This window comes from Sutcliffiella horikoshii (assembly GCF_019931755.1).
GTDB lineage: Bacteria > Bacillota > Bacilli > Bacillales > Bacillaceae_I > Sutcliffiella_A > Sutcliffiella_A horikoshii_E.
Window position 1 is genome coordinate 1070431 of record NZ_CP082918.1, and the last position, 19914, is coordinate 1090344.

A 19914-nucleotide genomic window follows, 5' to 3' on the forward strand; every position below is an offset into this window, starting at 1 on the left:
CTGCTGTGGGTCGCTTTTTTAATGTGCTATTAATTAGAAGTCCGACGATATCGATACTGCTGCCATTGAAACCTAATAAAACATCCTACGCAAAACCCCATCAATGCAACTCCTGAGGCAACACCTACCATAATGGCAAACGCATAACCAATTACAACAAATCCGGAATAAAAACCGAAAAGCGCTAATGCCAAGCAGGCTACCGCAATGCTCTGGTTAAATTGCAACTGTGCAACGTCTTCCTGAGGATAAGATCCTGCAGGTTGAGATAGAAATTTCCGAGCAACAATAAGAACTGGATTCCATTTAAAGAACAATCCCATCAGCCCAGCAAGCAATGGAAATGCCATCAGAAAGTATAATCCTGTAGCAAGAGAAAGAAGGACAGTCGTCAATATGAACCATTGATTAAAAGTGACCAAAGGTTTAGGTATCGTACTATTTTTCATATACAATTAATCCCACCTGTATTATCGGATATTTGTTATGATCATCATACTCGAAATGAGGTGAGAAGTGCAATGAATAAAAACTGGATATTGTTGTTATTAGAAAATTAATAAAAAATATGAAAAAACACTTGCAAATTTGTATGCGTTTTCTTATTATGTAGTTAAAGGTAATAACCTTTTATGAAAGGTAACAATATTATTATCATTTTAGAAACATCCAGACATTTAGGAGGGAATTAGAATGAAATATTTTTTAGATAGTGCAAAAATTGAAGAGATTCGTTATGCGTATAAGAACTGGGGAATTGATGGGGTTACAACTAACCCAAGACATATCATGAACAGCGGCAAGCCTTTCTTGACAGTATTAAAAGAATTAGGGGAAGAATTTAAAAACGTGGAAAACTTTCCTATCTCTGTTGAAATCAACCCACATTTGGAAGATCCTGAAGAAATGGTACGTGAAGGAAAAGAGATTGCTAGTTTATCAAGCAACTTCATTATCAAGATCCCTTGCACGGAGCCAGGACTGATTGCTGCGAAAAGACTTGAGGAAGAAGGCATTCGTACAAACGTTACATTGGTATTCTCTCCTTCTCAAGCATTGCAACCAGCTAGAATCGGAGCGAAATTTGTTTCTCCTTTCGTAGGTTGGAAAGAAAACAGTGGAGAAGATACAGCTCCATACATTCAAGACATTGTAGATATCTACAAAATGTACAATGCGAAAACAGAAATTATTGTTGCAGCTCTTCGCAACGGTAAACAAATTGCAGACGCAGCCAAAGCTGGAGCAGATATTGTGACATGCGGATTTGATGTGTATAAAACAAGCTTTGCACATCCATTCACGGATTACGGTCTAGGTGTTTTCCGAGATGCATGGGATAACACTGCCAAGGAATTAGAAGAAGTGAAGTAATGCTATTAGCTGGGCTCTCCATAAACGGAGAGCCTGCCTAATATAACACTGCTACTATATAGGAGAGTTGTAAATGTCTAAGCTTGAATTGTTAAGATCACTTAATACAAATCTATCCATTTACGATATAGATGATGAAGAATTCTTACCTTTTGGTAGAATAGTAGAAGAATACGATTTCACAAGTTATCTTAACTATATGAATGAAACGGATATTCCAAAGGAAGGCAATGTCTATATGGCATCGATTCCGGAAATGGAACAACAAGCACCTTCCGAATTAATCAAAGAGAACTTCTATGGCGGAATGGATATTCAAGTTGGTTATTGTAACGGGGTAAACTCCACTTTAAATGGCTTGGAGTTTCATAAATCCAGTGAGATCAACGTGGCATGTACCGATATGGTTCTCCTGCTCGGACAGGTCCAAGATATCGTAGAGAACACTTTTAGAAGTAATAATGTAACCGGTTTCTTTGTGCCAAAGGGCAAAGCAGTTGAACTTTATGCGACAACGCTTCATTTTGCTCCTTGCAAAGTGCAGGATAAAGGTTTTAAAACGATTGTTATTCTACCAAAAGGTACGAATGAACCATTAAAAGAAGGTCTTGAAAGAAAGTCCAAGGAAGACCAACTGTTATTTATGAAAAACAAGTGGCTTCTAGCTCACCCGGACAGAGAGGTGCTCATGGAAAAAGGAGCACATCCAGGGATTAGTGGAGTAAACATCGAACTTTTCTATAAATTGAAAACGCTTAAATAGTTTCTGGAATTGAAGGGGTGACAGATATGGGGATGTCTAATGTCCTTTTTACATTATTATCATGTATGTTTTTTATGGGCCTTGTGGCTTGGTTTTCTTATCTGAAGACAAGAGGAGAAGTAAATGATTCTACAGGTTACTTCCTGGCAGGTCGAGGATTAACGGGGATGTTTATCGCAGGTTCCTTGTTGCTGACAAATCTTTCGGCTGAACAATTGGTCGGTCTTAATGGGGCATCTTACGGGAAGAACATGACCAATATGGCGTGGGAAGTGACAGCGGCATTTGCAATAACAATCATGGCTTTGTACTTGCTTCCTAAATATTTGGGAGGGGCTTTTACAACGTTACCAGAGTTTTTAAGCACCCGTTATGATGAGGGAGTACGTCGATATACTGTTATCTTATTCATGTTAGGGTATATCCTTGTAACCATTCCATCTACCCTTTATTCGGGGGCTTTAGCGATCTTAAAGCTTTTTGATGTGCCGGAACTTTTAGGCATTTCATACGGCCAGTCTGTTTGGTTGATTATATGGGTAGTTGGGATTATTGGAGCGATATATGCGATTTTTGGAGGATTAAAAGCAGTTGCGGTTTCTGATACAATCAATGGAATTGGATTGCTAGTCATTGGTTTGTTGATTCCCGTTCTTGGCTTTATTGCACTAGGAAACGGCAGTATGGTAGAAGGAATGAAGACCATCGCCCTTACACATCCTGAAAAGTTGAATGCCATTGGCGGAAGTGATGATTCTGTACCGTTTGGAACCATCTTTACAGGTATGATTTTTGCTAACCTCTTTTATTGGGGGACGAACCAATACGTTATTCAACGTACGTTAGGAGCAAAAAGTTTATCAGAAGGACAAAAAGGGGTTCTTTACTCCGGATTTTTCAAATTAGCCATTCCATTATTCATGATGATACCTGGAGTCATTGCGTTTCATCTATATGGAGGGAATTTTGAATCAGTAGATTTGGCATATCCGGCACTTGTTGCTGACTTGTTGCCAACTTATATGTCCGGCTTTTTCTTAGCGGTTTTACTTGGTGCAGTATTCAGTTCATTTAACTCTTTATTGAATTCAGCTGCAACGATGTTTGCACTGGATATTTATAAACCGACAATGAATCCTAATGCAACAGATGCACAATTAATCAAGATCAGTAAAATCTTTGGGGTGTTAATTGCCCTTGTATCGTTCTGTGTATCGCCGCTATTAATGGAAGCGTCTACAGGACTATGGGATCTGATTCGTCGATTTACAGGATTCTTTAACATCCCGATTATTACAATTGTAATGGTAGGGCTGCTTTCCAAACGCGTACCTGCATTAGCTGCAAAAGTGGTAGTCATCTTCCACGTTATTACGTATTACATGCTTGTATGGGGAACTAATCATCTGTTTGGATTCACAATCGATTTAAACTTTATTCATATTTATGCGATTCTATTCTTTGTGGAAGTTGGAATCATGTTGTTAATTGGTAACGTTAAACCTCTGAAAACACCATATGTATACAAAAAGAATGCACAAGTGGAGCTTGCTCCATGGAAGTACTCTTTATTAACCACAGTTATTCTATTAACTCTAGTGGTGATGACATATGTTGTCTTTTCACCTATCGGTTTAGCATATGAAACAGCAATTGTTTCACCGTATTTCTGGCCTTTAATGGGCGGTGTGCTCTTGGTATCGATCATAATGAGTTATTTATCCATGAAAGTTTGGAATAAGAAGTATGAAAACTATCTTGATAAGAAACAAGAAGAGCTTATCAATAATAAAAAATCAGCGTAAGGGGGATATCCCATGGCAGTTTTCACTGAAAATGAAATGATGCAAGTTGTGACGGATAATAATAGTTTTACTGTGACGTGGAAAGGAGAAGAGATTCTTCACCACTCCCCTGAGTCTCCCTTCCTTTATGTAGGAAAAGGACAAGAGAACGTTAAAATGTTTCGCGGAAACTTTGACATTAAAGACTATGTAACGGAGCGTCTAGCTCTTCCATTTATCCAAGTAAGAAACGAAAGCGATTCTATTGAAATAGATTTTGCAAGTTACCCTAATGGACCTTCTGTTGTTACCGTTCAGTTGGTGCAAAAAGAAAATGAAGTGAAAATTGTTTTTGTAAAAGCGACGGAGAATATCAACCGCTTTTGGCTTCGCCTTCAGGCAAATAAAGAGGAAAAAGTATACGGTTGTGGAGAACAGCTGACTCACTTCAATATGAGAGGGAAGCACTTCCCTCTTTGGACATCAGAACCTGGAGTTGGAAGAAATAAAAGCACCTATGTAACGTGGCAATCAGATGTTACTGGAATGGCCGGGGGAGATTATTATCATACAAATTATCCTCAACCGACTTTCGTATCTAGCAGAAAATATTATTGCCATGTGGAAACGACAGCCTACGCTGATTTTGACTTTAGAAGTGATGACTTCCATGAGCTTCAAATTTGGGAAATGCCAAAAGAGGTTATTCTCGAGGGCGCAAATGACTTTTTAGGGTTGCTTGAAAAAATCACGGATCGATTTGGGCGTCAGCCAGAATTACCAGAGTGGACTTATAACGGAATCTGGTTAGGAATTCAGGGTGGTACGGATGTAGTCGAAGAAAAACTTGAGAAGGCCCTTGCTAAAGGTGTTAAAGTTGGCGGAGTCTGGTGTCAGGATTGGCAAGGTATCCGCATGACTTCCTTTGGAAAGCGTCTAATGTGGAATTGGCAGTGGAACCCTGAAGTGTATCCAAACCTGGACACAAAGATTCACGAATGGAAAGAAAAAGGAATACGTTTCCTAGGGTATATCAATCCTTATGTAGCAGAGGAAGGAAATTTATTTGCAACAGCCAAAGAAAAAGGATATCTGGCATTGAATAACGAGAATGAAGTTTATCTAGTAGACTTTGGTGAGTTCTTTTGCGGAGTGGTTGACTTTACAAACCCGGAAGCGACGGAATGGTATAAAACGGTCATTCAAGATAATCTGATTGGCTTTGGCTTAGACGGATGGATGGCTGATTTCGGCGAGTATCTCCCTACAGATGTGAAGTTGCACAGTGGAGAAGATCCAATGAAAATGCATAATGCATGGCCGACCATGTGGGCAAAAGTCAACTATGAAGCCGTTGAAGAAGCAGGCAAATTAGGTGAAGTTGTCTACTTCATGAGAGCAGGCTATACAGGTATACAAAAATACAATACATTACTATGGGGCGGAGACCAGAGTGTTGATTTTACCTTGGACGATGGTTTAGCATCCGTCATCCCGGCAGCCCTTTCAGCAGGGATGCTTGGTAATGGATTGCATCATAGTGATATCGGCGGATACACCAGCTTGTTTGGCAACAAGCGAAACGAAGAGCTGTTGCTGCGTTGGACAGAACTTGGTGCGTTCACACCTGTTATGCGTTCGCATGAAGGTAATAGACCGTACGACTGCTTCCAATTTGACGATACAGATCGTTCTTTAGAACAGTTGGCAAAAATGACTACCGTTTATACAACATTGGCTCCATATACAAAAAGTTTGGTGAAACAAAATGCAGAAAAAGGTACACCTGTTCAACGACCTCTGTTCTTGCATTATGAAAATGATGAAGCAACTTATGACATACAATATCAGTACTTGTATGGAAAAGACCTTCTTGTAGCACCTGTTTATAATGAAGGCGCTACAACATGGGATGTATACCTTCCTGAGGATGAATGGATTCATGTTTGGAGTGGAAAAGAGTATGCGGGCGGGGATATTACTGTGGAAGCCCTAATTGGTGAACCACCTGTTTTCTACCGCAAGAACTCTGAGTGGGCAGATCTATTCGGTAAATTAAAAGAAATAAACTAATAGAAATAGGGACTGATTTTTCAAGAGAACAGTCCCTTTCTATTAAAAACAAAGGTTATGATATTTACAAAAAGGTAGTAACCTATGTTATACTCAATGTAAGCCTATTCATAAAGGGGATCTAATGATGCTAAATAACAATATTTTATATGTACCTATCGGAAGAAAAACATTTGATTTAGAAGCAGGAGAAGCATATCGTCTTCAAAGCTCTGAATGGTTGAATGCTACCTGTGCAAAGGTAATCGAGCCTAATGGCATTTTAACCTCTGTAGAAGAATTGGAAGCTTTCTTGATAGGAGCTAAACATGAAAAAATTGATACCATCCTTTATCAAAGTGTCACATTTGCTGATGGCGAATTCATGGTTGAGATCTTAAAGCATAGAACAGAGCCTGTTATTGTGTGGTCTGTTAGAGAACCAAGTGTAGGTGGACGCTTACGTTTAAACTCCTTAACGGGAGGTAACAGCACAAGTAATGTGTTACGAAACCATAACCACACATTCGCCTTTGTTTTCGGAAATCCAGATGAACAAAAGCTTCAAGATAAACTGACAAAACAATTAAAGGTAAGTAGAGTCCTTGCTCAATTAAATGAATTAACCATCGGGGTAGTGGGAGAGCATCCACCAGGATTTTTCTTCTCAGATACAAACGAACAAGAACTTAAAGAAGCACTCGGCGTGAACTTATATAAAATGGATCTACAAAAAGCATTCAAAGAATGTGTAGAGCTTCCAAAAGAGGAATGGTTGCCTGCCATTGAAAGGGCAGAACAGCAAGTAATCGGCTTAAATCGATCAGATGAAACAGTGACGAAATTCGCGCAATTCTCGACTTATGTCAAAAAGCATATCGAAGCACACGACATACAGGCAATAGCGGTTAGATGCTGGCCAGACTTTTTCAACGATTTAGGGGCTGCCGCTTGTTCCACCCTATCTCAATTTACAGAAGATGGTGTCGTTTCATCCTGTGAGTCAGACATCCATGGCTCTGTATCCATGTTTGTATTACAACAATTGAGCGGTGGAAAAGCACCGTATCTTGGTGACCTTGTCCATGTAAATGAAGAGAATAATTCTGTTGTATTCTGGCATTGTGGTGCGGGAGCTTACTCCTTAGCAAGAGAAGAGACTGGTGCAACCGCAGGTGTTCATCCGAACAGAAAACTTGGATTCACCATGGACTTTGGACTAAAAGCAGGTGGCGTCACCATCTTCCGAGTGAGTCATACACCAGAAGGGTATCGCTTACTGATCATGAAAGGAGAAGCGCTTGACTCTCCGCAGCACTTCCAAGGTACCTCTGTTGAAGTTGCCTTACAAAAAGATGTGACAGAAACACTATATGAGGTTATGAATGAAGGATTTGAGCCGCATTTTGCCTTAGTATACGATGACGTAGTGGAAGAACTAGTTGAACTTGGTAGAATGTTAGGAATTAAAACAGAGATCTATGGCTCTTAAAAAGAGTTTGCTTGTCTAAGGGGACAACAAAGGGGTTTTTTTATATGCACCAACAAAGCAACAAACAAATAGCGCTCTATCTTCAAATAAAGGAAACACTTATCCAGCGGATACAGGAGAAGATATGGCTGCCCAATATATTAATACCAACCGAACAAGAGTTGATGAAAGAGTTTGAGGTTAGTAGAACGACCATCAGACAGGCAATAAGCATGATGGTTCAAGATGGATTATTAGAGCGGCAGCAAGGACGGGGTACCATTGTTAAATCCCAACAGCTTGTAGGAAGTTTGGGAAGATTAAAAGGATTTGCAGAAGAAGTATTAGAGCGGGGATTAACACCATATTCCCAACTGATAAGAGCAGAATTTTCCAGCGACTTGTATCACGAAAAAGCAATGCTCCAAACGGACGATGTGTCCATCTTGGTGATTGAAAGAATTCGTTTTGCAGATAACTTGCCCATTGCCTATGAAAGAAGCTGCTGGCCTAAATCGATTGGCGAGCAGCTTATGAAAGAAGAGCTCAATCAAGCGAACTTTTACCAAATTCTTGAGCAAAACGGTATTGCCTTAAGAAAAGCCAATGAAAAAATCTCTGCCATGAATGCTACGATGCATGAAGCAGATTTGCTCGGAATCAGGGCAGGGGAAGCGTTAATTGAGATGACAAGACTAAGTTATGGGATTGACGACAAACCAATCGAGTATACCAGAACAAAATTCCGAAGTGATCAATACCACTACAATGTGGAATTAACAAGATGATAAAGGGGCTGTAACTATGACAACAACAACTATCTCTACACACGGACTATATATCAATGGACAAACAGTAGAAACGAAAGAAAACATGGCAGTAACAAACAAATACACACAAGAAGCGGCGTACCATGTTGCTGTTGCGGAACAAGCACATGTGAAAGAAGCAGTACAAGTAGCAAAAGATTCACTAAAAGAAGATTTTACTCCGTATCAACGCTATCAAGTATTACTTAAAGCTGCACAGTTATTAGTAGCCAAAAAAGAAGAGTTTGCTAAAGTATTGGCAACAGAGGTTGGAAAGCCAATCAGAGAATCCAGAGGAGAAGTAGAACGCGCAGCTCAGACACTTGAAATTTCTGCAGAAGAAGCAAAAAGAATTCATGGAGAAGGTGTACCGGTAGAAGCTGCACCAGGATCTGAAAACCGCATGGCATTTACATTGAAAGTACCAGTTGGAGTTATTGCAGCCATCACACCTTTCAACGTGCCTCTAAATCTTGTTTGCCATAAAATCGGTCCAGCTTTAGCGGCAGGAAACAGTGTAGTATTAAAGCCAGCTGAAGTAACACCTGTGTGCGCGTATATGTTAGCTGAAGTACTTACAGAGGCCGGATTGCCTAAAGGACGTTTACACGTAGTTACTGGAGACGGTCCAAGCATTGGTGACTGGTTGTTAGAAAATGAGGATGTTAACATGTTCACCTTTACAGGAAGTCCCCGTGTTGGTGAACTAATCCGTCAAAAAGCGGGTCTTAGAAAAGTAGCATTGGAGCTTGGAAACAATTCCGCTACTGTGGTGCATTCAGATGCTGACTTAGAACTTGCCTCTTCCATGGTCGCCCAAAAGAGCTTCAATAATGCAGGTCAAGTATGTATCTCTGTACAACGTGTATATGTACATGAGGATGTATATGAAACATTTGTCCAACAACTTAAAGAAAAAACAGAAAAGTTTGTGGTTGGTAATCCATTAGAGGAAACAACGGATATCGGCCCTATGATCCGCTTAAGCGAGGCAGAGCGTGTGGAGGCTTGGGTCAATGAAGCGGTGGAACAAGGCGCAACGGTTGTAACAGGGGCTAAACGTGATGGAGCTTTCTATTATCCTACGATTCTTACAGATGTGCATGATGATATGAAGGTTTGCCGTCAGGAGTTGTTTGGACCAGTCGTTTCTGTTGCACCTTATAAAGAAAAAGAGGAAGTTATTGCGAAAGTGAATGATTCTGATTATGGATTGCAGGCTGGGTTGTTTACGAAAGATTTAGGGTTTGCGATGAAGGCTGCCAAAGAGATTGAAGTGGGTGGCTTGATTGTAAATGATGCGTCTGCTTATAGAGTGGATAGTATGCCGTATGGTGGCGTGAAGAGAAGCGGTACTGGAAAAGAAGGCCCTAGATATGCGATTGAGGAAATGACAGAAGAAAGAATCGTTGTATTTAACTTATAAATCTGGTTAACTCCGCTGTTGATTTCCGCACTGGGCTTCGCTTTCCTAGGGGCGGTGCTTGAGCCTCCTCACTTCGTTGCGGGGTCTCAACCTACCGCTATCTCCCTCAGGACAAGGAAAGCTTCGGCAGCGATACATCGCACGAAGAAAATGCGTAGCATTTTCGAGGAGTCTTCGCCCTGTGCTCCAATCAACAGCTTATGTTTTCCAATCAACACTAGTATGGTAAAGTAATAGGATGGCCTGGCTCGGTTTGGTGGAGCCGGGGCTTTTCCATTTTTTTAGAGGATTGAGGCGAAAAGGTTTGGCTTTTTTACAAGTACTGCTACCTGTATTTATGATATTTGCCATAGGGTTCATCGGACAGAAGACATTGGGGTTTGATACCAAAACCTTATCAAAGATGGCCTTGTACTTGCTTTCTCCCGTACTGGTATTTCGAACTTTTTATACAAATGCATTTAGTAGTAATCATTTATATATCATTTTATATACGTTTCTTCTTTGTTTTGCACTGATCGCTTTTGTGTATGTGCTATCTTGGATTAAAAAATTTACGAGGGCAGAAACCTGTGGGATGATTCTCGCGGCTAGCTTCATGAACAATGGAAATTACGGTACTCCTGTTGCGTTATTGCTGTTTGGAGCGGCAGGGTTTGAGTATGCAGTTGTGTTGATGGTCGTACAATCATTGTTGATGGGCACAGTTGGGGTGTATTATGCTGCGAAAGGCAGTCCGGAAAATGCTGGTGTTAAAACGGCTTTAAGGGCAGTTGTTAAAATGCCTATCCTATACGGGGCTATTATTGGTTTGTCCTTTCAGTTTCTTTCCATCCCAGTTTCCTCTTCTATAATGGAAGCCGTCGATCTTGTAGCAAATGCAACTGTTCCTGTGATCATGGTCATTTTGGGGATGCAGTTGGCTAAGATATCTATTAAACATGCACCGAAGGAAAAGCTAGCTTATGCTATTGGTATTAAATTATTTCTTTCTCCTTTAATTGCTTTTGGTTTAACGTTGTTGCTTCCTGTAGATCCGATGGTCAAGCAGTTGATGATTATTATGGCTGCGATGCCGACTGCTGCGAATACGACGATGTATGCGTTGGAGTTTAATACGGAGCCGGATTTTGTTTCAAGTAGTACGTTGATTAGTACGTTGTTGACTATTGTTAGTTTACCGGTTATGTTTTGGATTGTTTTATAGGGTCAGTTCCTTTTACGGGAGCTGGCTTTTTTTGTTGTTTAGGAAATTTTAAAATAATCGAATTGTGGAATAGTCCTCATCGTCGTGATGAAAACCTGAGTGACATGGAAAACAGAGTAGGGAGGTCCTCATTGGCGTGATGAAGACCTGTATGGCGTGGAAAACAGAGTAGGGAGGTCCTCATTGGCGTGATGAAGACCTGTATGGCGTGGAAAACAGAGTAGGGAGGTCCTCATTGGCGTGATGAAGACCTGTAATGCGTGGAAAACAGAGTAGAGAGGTCCTCATCAGCGTTATGAAGACCTCAGTGCCTAGGAAAAAGGTGGAGAGAGGTCCTCATTGCCGTTATGAAGACCTGAATGACGAGGGAAAAGGAGTAGAGAGGTCCTCATCTGTCCTTTCCTCTTCCTCCCGCGGGCGTCTGCGCGCCTTCCACTCCAATCAACAGCTAGAGATCACTTCAAATCAACAAGTCTTATAAAATATGAAAAATAAATTATGGCAATTTTGAAAAATATTTATTGAATTTACTGAAAAAAGAAAGTATTATTTTAAATAGGAGTTATGAAAACGCTGCCATTTGACTTTTGCTTGTGTTAGAGGGGTTACTTTGTTTTTAAAGGTAGTAACGTAAGTAGGTTAAGGTAGTAACGTTATAATAAAAGGGGGAAATGTTATGAAAAAGTTTAAATTGCTTTCGATCATTTTGGCATTAATGACGTCTCTTGCTTTAGCAGGGTGTTCTTCAGAAGGATCATCTGGTGAAAAGGATGGAAAAACAACCATCAGTTTTATTCACTGGCGTGGGGAAGATGTTGAGGTATTCAACGAACTGATAGCTAAGTTTGAAGAGGAAAATCCAGATATTAAAGTCGATATGACGGCATACCCGTCCGAACAATACCAATCCACTGCACAAACTTTACTTCGTGATGGTACAACAGGTGATGTTTTTGTTTCCATGCCTGGTTCACAATTTGAAATCATTCAAAAAGCTGGGTTCTTTGAAGATCTGTCTGGCGAAGAGTTTGTCTCTAATTTTAATGAAAGTCTCTTAGAAGTTGGACAAAGCGAAGGAAAACAATATGCATTACCGTATCAGCTTGTTTTCAACCAACCTATCTATAATGCTGGAATTTTTGAAGAGTTAGGATTAGAACCACCAACTGATTGGGAAGGATTCTTGGCTCTATGTGAAACGCTTAAAGAAAATGGATACACACCTATTGCATTCCCGGGTGCTGATATTGGGCCTGGTCAGTTCATGAACGCTATGATGATGAACAATGCGACAGATGAAGAAGTATTTACAAAACTCGTAAACGGAGAAGTTAAATTGACGGACGAGTGGTGGGTAAAAACGTTATCTCAATTCAAGGAATTAAATGATAAAGAATATTTCCAAGCTAATGCTTTAGGAACAAAGCATGATGGAGCAATTGCTTTAGTGGGCCAAGAGAAAGCGGCGATGCTTGCTACAGGCTCATATGCGATGGCAAATATTAAGAGCCATAAAGAAGACGTTAAATTGAATCTGTTGGCACCAATTACAGTTTCGGAGTCTGAGGCAACATATGAAGGTATTCACACTACGACTTTCATGATGGCAGTTAACAGTAAATCCGAAAAACAGGAGCAAGCGAAAGCATTTATTGAATTCTTGAGTAAACCGGAGAATGCATCTGTCTATGCGAACAAGACTGGACAGCATTTAACGGTGAACGATGTAAACTATGAATCTGAAGTTCTAAAAGATACGGTACACTGGATGGATAAAAACACAAGGTTCCAACCACGTTATTTAATTCCAAACGCTGATGTGGAAAAAGCCGTTGTTGGTTCTATCCAAGATGTATTAAGCGGTACCGACCCGGCCGAAGCGGCGAAAAAAGCACAACAAATTGTGGATCAAAATTTGAATTAACAGGATCTAAGGGGAGGAGGATGATGTTCTCCTCTTCCTTTAATATGAAAGGGGGATACGATGAAACAGAGTAAGTGGCTTTACTTATTTTTTGTACCCGGTCTTATTTTCTATAGTATTTTCTTTATCCTCCCAACGATTAGTGCCGTATTTTATTCGTTCACAGACTGGGATGGACTTACTACTAACTTTAATTTTGTAGGATTCGAGAATTATACCAATCTAGTTACCAATGATTCTATTTTTATAAAGGCAATGACAAACAACTTGAAATTCATGCTGTTTGTAGTCGTTTTTCAAACTTTGTTTTCATTGGTGTTTGCGGTTTTACTTGTTAAAAATACTAAAACAAATATCTTCCTTAGAGCTTTGTATTTCTTTCCGACCATTCTTTCCTCTGTTTCGGTAGCATTTATTTGGTCCTATATGTACGACCCTAACTTAGGAATCATCAACAATCTCTTTACTAGTGTAGGACTTGAAATTCTTGCGAACAATTGGCTCGGTGATCAAAACATTGCCATATACTCCATTGCCTTTGTACAAGTCTGGTTCCATACAGGGCAGATGCTCATCATATTTGTTGCCGGTCTGCAAGCAATACCTGAAGATCTATACGAAGTGGCAAAAATTGAAGGGGCAAGCCGCTGGCAAACTTTCAGCAAGGTAACATGGCCGCTGATTGCTCCGGCTGCGACCATAGTAGTTGCTTATACTACGATTCAGTCTTTTAAAGCATTTGATCTGATATATGCCATGACAAGGGGTGGCCCGAACTATGCCACAGAGATTTTGGCAACCCACATTTACACAACAGCATTCAGAAGCTTTAAGTTTGGATATGCATCAGCAGAGTCCGTAATATTTATGCTGGTCATAGCACTTATTACATTCCTGCAATTCCGTGTACTACGGGCAAACAGAGTAGAAAATTAGAAGGGGGGAACGACGATGAAATGGACAAAAAAATTATTACTGTTCATCTATGCAACTCTTATTCTAGTGCCAGTGATATCCATCGTACTAGCAACTTTTAAAACAACATCTGAAATCTATGAGAACATATTAAGTCTGCCATCCAGCTTCAACTTTAGTAATTACTTTGGAATATTCCAAGAGCAGGCAATGGGCACCTATTTTTTAAACAGCGTACTCGTGACACTAGTATCGGTTGTTTTTACTTTGTTTTTTGCCAGTCTTGTAGCATTCGGCATTACACGGCTTGGGGGTTGGATCGGTGGCGGAATATTCGTGTTCTTTACCATTGGAATGATGGTGCCGGCACAAGTAAACATGATACCTTTGTATCAATTAGTCTACAGTTTAGGTTTGACCAATTCATTAGTAGGTTTAATGATAGTCAATCTTTCCGTTACCCTGCCTGTAGCAGTTTTCATTCTTTCCGGTTTCATGAGGTCCCTGCCTAAATCCTTGTTTGAAGCATGTACCATTGACGGAGGGAACAACTGGCAGATGTACTATCGCATTGCATTGCCGCTATCCTTGCCATCTTTGTCGGCAACCGCTATTTTTCTATTTGTAATGCATTGGAACGACCTTCTCTATCCACTTTTATTTATCACAAAAGCGGAATACAAAACTCTTCCTCTAGCACTATTAGAGTTCCAGGGTGAATATATGACAAACTATCCAATGTTATTTACAGGTGTTATTATAGCTTCTGCTCCAATGGTTCTTGCGTATCTTTTCCTACAACGTTACTTTGTTGCCGGGATGACTGCGGGTTCTGTTAAGGGATAAGATGTTTTGCAATAAATGGTAGTGACGATACTATCTTTTACAGGTGAAACATATTAGAATAGAAGTAGATAGGTAAAAGGAGTGTCGGCAACAGTGAAAATAAATCATAGCAGTCCTGTGCCACTATATCATCAAATCAAAGATATATTGGTAAAAAGGATTGTGGATAAAGTGTGGGGACCAGGTGACTTGATTCCCACAGAACAAGAACTGATGAAAGAATTCGATGTAAGCAGAACAACCATAAGACAAGCGATTACATCAATGGTCCATGATGGACTTTTGGAGAAAAAGCAAGGAAAAGGAACGACAGTCAAGTATCAGAAGTTAGTGGGATCCCTTGGCCGTCTCACAGGTTTTGCAGAAGAAGTGATGGAAAAAGGCTTGATGCCTCATTCCAAATTATTAAGAACCGAATTCAGGGACGACCTTTTTATTGAGAAAGCTAAACTCAACTTAAATGATGAGGATAAGATACTAGTAATCGACCGGATTCGCTTCGTGAATGATTTACCGATTGCGCTTGAACGTACGTGTTGGCCGGAGGAAATCGGTGAAATTTTATTAAAACATGATCTCAATAACGCTAAGTTTTATCAGATCTTAGAAGAGAACGGTGTTATGTTGAAAAAAGCAAACGAAAAAATATCAGCAGTCAATGCCACGCTTCATGACGCAGATCTTCTCGGAATAAGCGGCGGTCAAGCGTTACTGGAAATGACTCGTTTGAGCTACGGCATTAATGATAAGCCAATTGAATATGCCAAAACAAAATACCGATCCGACCAATATCAATACCAAGTAGAACTAACCAGATAACCTAAAAAAAAAACTGCCCCAGCGCGCAAACCTAGCCTGTGGCAGTTTTTTTAATATGATAAGTTTGGTAAAACGGTCGATTTCCGTTCCAAGCGCTTCGCTTGCCTGCGGGCGGTCCGGAAGCCTCCTCGGGCATTCGCCCTGTAGGGTCTTCCCTGTCCCTTCCTCCCGCGGGCGTCTGCGCGCCTTCCACTCCAATCAACAAGATGATTCCATTCAATGAAAGATTTATAAAAATCGCTCTCACGGAGTTAACTGTAATAACATAAACATTAAGATTTCATATTTTCTAGCTGGTGATTGGAGCACGGGGCGAAGACTCCTGAGGGAGATAGTGGTAGCTTGAGACCCCGCAGCGAAGCGAGGAGGCTCAAGCACCGCCCCTAGGAAAGCGAAGCCCAGGGCGGAAATCACCAGCGGTGTTCAACAAACTCCCTAATTATTTTCACACAAAAAGGTTGTAACCTTAATACAAAACGTATTAGAATGTAGGTATGAAAAATGTAAGCGTTACAACTAAACTCGATTACCATATGAATTGAGGTAAACTATATGACATTCCAAAACCAAACCATACTACCAGCAGTGAAAAACGGAAAAACTCTTGAAAGGTTTTTACAAAGCAACTACGAATATGGTGTGATACTAGACAGTCAACTCTCACAAATACCGAATTATATAAAAGCAGCAAATAAAGAAAAGAAAAAACTGTTCGTCCACGTAGACCTTATTCAAGGCATAAAAAATGACGAGCACGCAGCAGAATTCCTATGTCAAACCTTAAAGCCGGCAGGACTCGTCTCCACGAGGGCTGCGGTGATTGCAAAAGCCAAACAAAGGGGTATTTACGCTATACAACGCCTCTTTTTATTGGATTCCAATGCAGTCGAAAAAAGTTATCAAGTAATTGAAAAGGTGCAGCCCGACTTTATTGAAGTATTACCTGGGGTTGTCCCACATATGATTAGGGAAGTAAAAGAAAAAACAGGCATTCCTGTATTTGCAGGAGGTTTGATCCGTTCAGTGGAAGATGTGGACCGTGCAATTGAAGCAGGGGCGACAGCAGTTACCACATCCAAACAGGATCTTTGGGAGCATTATTCAAAATAAGTGTTTTAGGGAGAGTGCTAGAAATGGAAAAATACATTTTATCATTAGACCAGGGAACGACAAGTTCACGAGCGATTTTATTTAATAAAAATGGGGAAGCGGTGTACAATGCGCAAAAAGAATTTCAACAATATTTTCCAAAGTCAGGTTGGGTCGAACATAGCGCAAATGAAATATGGAGCTCCATTTTATCTGTTATTGCGTCTTGTTTATCAGAGTCCGGGGTTAAACCTAATCAGATTGCTGGTATTGGTATCACCAATCAACGTGAAACGACTGTTGTGTGGGATAAAGAGACGGGGCAACCAATACATAATGCAATTGTCTGGCAGTCCAGGCAGACGTCCGCTATTTGTGACCAACTAAAAGAAGGTGGCCATGAACAGACCTTCCGAGAAAAAACAGGGTTATTAATTGATGCTTATTTCTCCGGGACAAAAGTGAAGTGGCTGCTAGATCATGTCGACGGGGCACGAGAGCGTGCGGAAAAGGGAGAGTTGCTTTTTGGTACCATTGATACGTGGTTGATTTGGAAGCTTTCAGGCGGGAAGGCACATGTGACCGATTATTCAAATGCTTCAAGAACGCTACTATACAATATCCATGAACTAAAATGGGATCAAGAATTACTTGATATACTGAATGTGCCAGCAAGTATGCTTCCGGAAGTGAAGCCTTCTTCAGAAGTTTATGCACATACCGTGGACTATCATTTCTTTGGACAAGAAATTCCTATTGCAGGTGCGGCAGGCGATCAGCAAGCAGCACTATTCGGACAGGCATGCTATGAAGAAGGAATGGCGAAGAACACTTATGGAACAGGTTGCTTTATGCTTATGAATACAGGCGAAAAGCCGATCAAATCCGAGAGCGGGCTTCTAACTACCATTGCATGGGGAATTGATGGAAAAGTAACTTACGCATTGGAAGGCAGTATTTTTGTAGCAGGTTCAGCAATTCAGTGGCTTCGTGATGGACTCCGCATGTTCAAGGATGCTAGTCAAAGTGAAGAGTATGCCACAAAAGTAGACTCTACTGAAGGAGTGTATGTAGTTCCGGCTTTTGTTGGTTTGGGCACTCCGTATTGGGATAGTGACGTCCGGGGAGCGGCATTTGGTTTGACGAGGGGGACCTCTAAAGAACATTTTATTCGTGCCACGTTGGAATCATTGGCTTATCAGACGAAAGATGTGTTGACGGCGATGGAGCATGACTCCGGGATTTCTTTAAAAACTTTACGCGTAGATGGTGGAGCAGTGAAGAATAATTTCTTAATGCAATTCCAAAGTGATATGCTCCGGGTCGGGGTGGAGAGACCGTCTGTCAATGAAACGACGGCACTTGGCACAGCTTATTTAGCTGGTCTTGCTGTTGGCTATTGGAAAAATAAAGAGGAAATCGCTTCACAGTGGAAAGTTGAATCAACCTTTGAGGTAGAGATGGATAAAGAAGAACAAGAGAAATTATATAGTGGTTGGAAAAAAGCAGTAAATGCAACTATTGCTTTCAAGTAAGCGTTGCATATGATATACTAAAAATAAGTTAATATTTCGGTTGGAGATTAGGAGAGACCACAGAACATATTCAGAGCAAAAGCTTTGTCTATGTTTTCTGTGGTCTCTTTTTGTATATATACCTACTAAGAGGATGGAGGCAAATAAAATGAATAAATTAAACTTTGCGAGCTTTAACAGAAGCCTTATTTTAGAAAAAATGACAGAAGAGACTTATGACGTATTAGTAATTGGTGGTGGTATTACAGGAAGTGGTATCGCCCTGGATGCTGCAACCCGTGGATTAAAAACGGCTGTTGTGGAAATGCAGGACTTTGCTGCCGGTACATCCAGCCGCTCCACTAAGCTTGTTCACGGCGGACTTCGATACTTAAAACAATTAGAAGTGAAGATGGTGGCAGAAGTAGGGAAGGAACGTGCGGTCGTTTATGAAAATGGTCCACATGTTACAACACCTGAATGGATGCTGTTACCGATTCAACAAGGAGGAACATTTGGGAAATTCTCGACTTCCTTAGGATTAAGGGTGTATGACTTTCTAGCAAATGTTAAAAGATCGGAACGCCGCAAAATGTTGAACGCACAAGAAACGTTAATACGTGAGCCGCTACTAAACAGCAAAGGCCTAAAAGGTGGAGGCGTTTATGTAGAGTACCGTACAGATGATGCACGTCTCACCATTGAAGTCATGAAAGAAGCGGTCAAGCGAGGTGCAGAGGCAGTCAACTATGCAAAAGTTGAAGAACTTCTTTATGAAGATGGAAAAGTAGTAGGGGCAAAAGTGGTTGATCAATTATCTAATAAGGTATATACGATCCGTGCTAAAAAAATCGTAAATGCTGCAGGTCCTTGGGTAGATACACTGCGTGAAATGGACGGCTCCAAGAAAGGAAAGCATTTGCAACTTACAAAAGGGATTCATTTAGTATTTGATCAAAAGAAATTCCCGTTAAAACAGGCTATCTATTTTGATACACAAGACAAAAGAATGATTTTTGCCATTCCGAGAGACGGCAAAACGTATGTTGGAACAACGGATACTGTTTATAAGGAAGACATGGCCCATCCAAGAATGACTAAAAAGGATAAGACCTATGTACTTGAAGCTATTTCCTATATGTTCCCTTCCTTAAAGTTGCAGGAATCTGACATTGAATCCAGTTGGACTGGACTGCGGCCGTTAATCCATGAAGAAGGAAAATCCGCCTCTGAAATTTCCAGAAAAGACGAAGTGTGGATCTCAGACTCTGGGTTGATTACCATTGCAGGAGGAAAGCTGACGGGCTATCGTAAAATGGCAGAAATGGTTGTTGATTTAATTAATAAGCAGTATGTAAAAGAAACCGGTAAAAATTACGGAGGATCCAAAACAAAGCATATGCCGATTTCAGGTGGAGATGTCGGAGGTTCTAATAACTACGCTTCCTATATGAAAGCGAAAGTAAAAGAAGGTATGAAGCTAGGGTTCACAGAAGAAGAAGCAACAAAGCTTTCTTCAATGTATGGTTCAAATGTGGATAAACTTTATGACATTGCCAAAACAGATGCAGATCAAGCCAAAAGAGCCGGGTTGCCAATAGATGTTTTTGTTAGGGTGTTGTATGCAATTAGAGAAGAAATGACGGCAACTCCTGCTGACTTTTTCATTCGCAGAACGGGAGCATTATTTTTCGACATTGCCTGGGTAGAAAAGTGGAAAACAAAAGTATTGGACCTAATGGCCAAGGAATTAGTTTGGAGCAGAGAGCAAAAAGAGCAAAACCGAATCATTTTAGAGCGCCATTTACATGATGCAGTAAGAGCGGTGGACGAAGAACAGGGTTTTGATCAAAAGGTTTCGAATAAAATTAGTTAAGTTTATCTTTAACAAGGAATTGCATAAGGCAATTCCTTTTCTTTT

The 19914-nt window shown here is 40.5% G+C and carries 16 protein-coding genes; 15 read left to right on the forward strand and 1 reads right to left on the reverse strand.

What is annotated here, in order from left to right:
- Window positions 1-29: 29 nt before the first annotated feature.
- The gene (locus K7887_RS05575; protein ID WP_223492562.1) at window positions 30-449 is read right to left on the reverse strand and encodes a DUF4395 domain-containing protein; all 420 of its coding nucleotides are present in this window, start codon (window positions 447-449) and stop codon (window positions 30-32) included.
- Between the two features lie 244 nt (window positions 450-693).
- On the opposite strand from K7887_RS05575, the gene K7887_RS05580 reads away from it, so the two are divergent.
- The 15 genes from K7887_RS05580 (at window position 694) to K7887_RS05650 (ending at window position 19869) form a co-directional block, all read left to right on the forward strand.
- Complete coding sequence (locus K7887_RS05580) at window positions 694-1374, forward strand: transaldolase family protein (RefSeq protein ID WP_223492563.1); 681 nt, start codon at window positions 694-696, stop codon at window positions 1372-1374.
- Window positions 1375-1447: 73 nt separating this feature from the next.
- On the forward strand, window positions 1448-2137 hold the full coding sequence (locus K7887_RS05585) for a DUF4867 family protein (protein ID WP_223492564.1): 690 nt from the start codon (window positions 1448-1450) through the stop codon (window positions 2135-2137).
- Between the two features lie 26 nt (window positions 2138-2163).
- Window positions 2164-3942, forward strand: a complete 1779-nt coding sequence (locus tag K7887_RS05590) for a solute:sodium symporter family transporter (protein WP_223492565.1) — start codon at window positions 2164-2166, stop codon at window positions 3940-3942.
- Window positions 3943-3954: 12 nt separating this feature from the next.
- Window positions 3955-5994: an alpha-glucosidase gene (locus tag K7887_RS05595; protein WP_223492566.1), complete on the forward strand. Its 2040-nt coding sequence runs from the start codon at window positions 3955-3957 to the stop codon at window positions 5992-5994.
- A gap of 127 nt (window positions 5995-6121) precedes the next feature.
- Window positions 6122-7465, forward strand: coding sequence for a sulfoquinovose isomerase (gene sftI, locus K7887_RS05600; protein WP_223493586.1), 1344 nt, complete (start codon window positions 6122-6124; stop codon window positions 7463-7465).
- 44 nt (window positions 7466-7509) lie between these two features.
- Complete coding sequence (locus tag K7887_RS05605) at window positions 7510-8232, forward strand: GntR family transcriptional regulator (protein WP_223492567.1); 723 nt, start codon at window positions 7510-7512, stop codon at window positions 8230-8232.
- A gap of 16 nt (window positions 8233-8248) precedes the next feature.
- Complete coding sequence (locus tag K7887_RS05610) at window positions 8249-9679, forward strand: aldehyde dehydrogenase family protein (protein WP_223492568.1); 1431 nt, start codon at window positions 8249-8251, stop codon at window positions 9677-9679.
- Window positions 9680-9983: 304 nt separating this feature from the next.
- On the forward strand, window positions 9984-10886 hold the full coding sequence (locus tag K7887_RS05615; RefSeq protein ID WP_223492569.1) for an AEC family transporter: 903 nt from the start codon (window positions 9984-9986) through the stop codon (window positions 10884-10886).
- 676 nt (window positions 10887-11562) lie between these two features.
- The gene (locus tag K7887_RS05620) at window positions 11563-12810 is read left to right on the forward strand and encodes an ABC transporter substrate-binding protein (RefSeq protein WP_223492570.1); all 1248 of its coding nucleotides are present in this window, start codon (window positions 11563-11565) and stop codon (window positions 12808-12810) included.
- A gap of 60 nt (window positions 12811-12870) precedes the next feature.
- A complete protein-coding gene (locus tag K7887_RS05625; protein ID WP_223492571.1) occupies window positions 12871-13746 on the forward strand; it encodes a carbohydrate ABC transporter permease in 876 nt (291 codons plus the stop codon).
- Window positions 13747-13761: 15 nt separating this feature from the next.
- Window positions 13762-14571, forward strand: a complete 810-nt coding sequence (locus K7887_RS05630) for a carbohydrate ABC transporter permease (protein ID WP_223492572.1) — start codon at window positions 13762-13764, stop codon at window positions 14569-14571.
- Between the two features lie 93 nt (window positions 14572-14664).
- The gene (locus tag K7887_RS05635; RefSeq protein WP_223492573.1) at window positions 14665-15390 is read left to right on the forward strand and encodes a GntR family transcriptional regulator; all 726 of its coding nucleotides are present in this window, start codon (window positions 14665-14667) and stop codon (window positions 15388-15390) included.
- A gap of 552 nt (window positions 15391-15942) precedes the next feature.
- Window positions 15943-16500, forward strand: coding sequence for a glycerol-3-phosphate responsive antiterminator (locus K7887_RS05640; RefSeq protein ID WP_223492574.1), 558 nt, complete (start codon window positions 15943-15945; stop codon window positions 16498-16500).
- Window positions 16501-16523: 23 nt separating this feature from the next.
- Window positions 16524-18014 carry a glycerol kinase GlpK gene (glpK, locus tag K7887_RS05645; RefSeq protein ID WP_223492575.1) on the forward strand — a complete coding sequence of 497 codons (1491 nt, stop codon included), beginning with the start codon at window positions 16524-16526 and terminating at the stop codon, window positions 18012-18014.
- Window positions 18015-18162: 148 nt separating this feature from the next.
- Window positions 18163-19869, forward strand: coding sequence for a glycerol-3-phosphate dehydrogenase/oxidase (locus K7887_RS05650; RefSeq protein WP_223492576.1), 1707 nt, complete (start codon window positions 18163-18165; stop codon window positions 19867-19869).
- The last annotated feature ends 45 nt before the right edge of the window (window positions 19870-19914 follow it).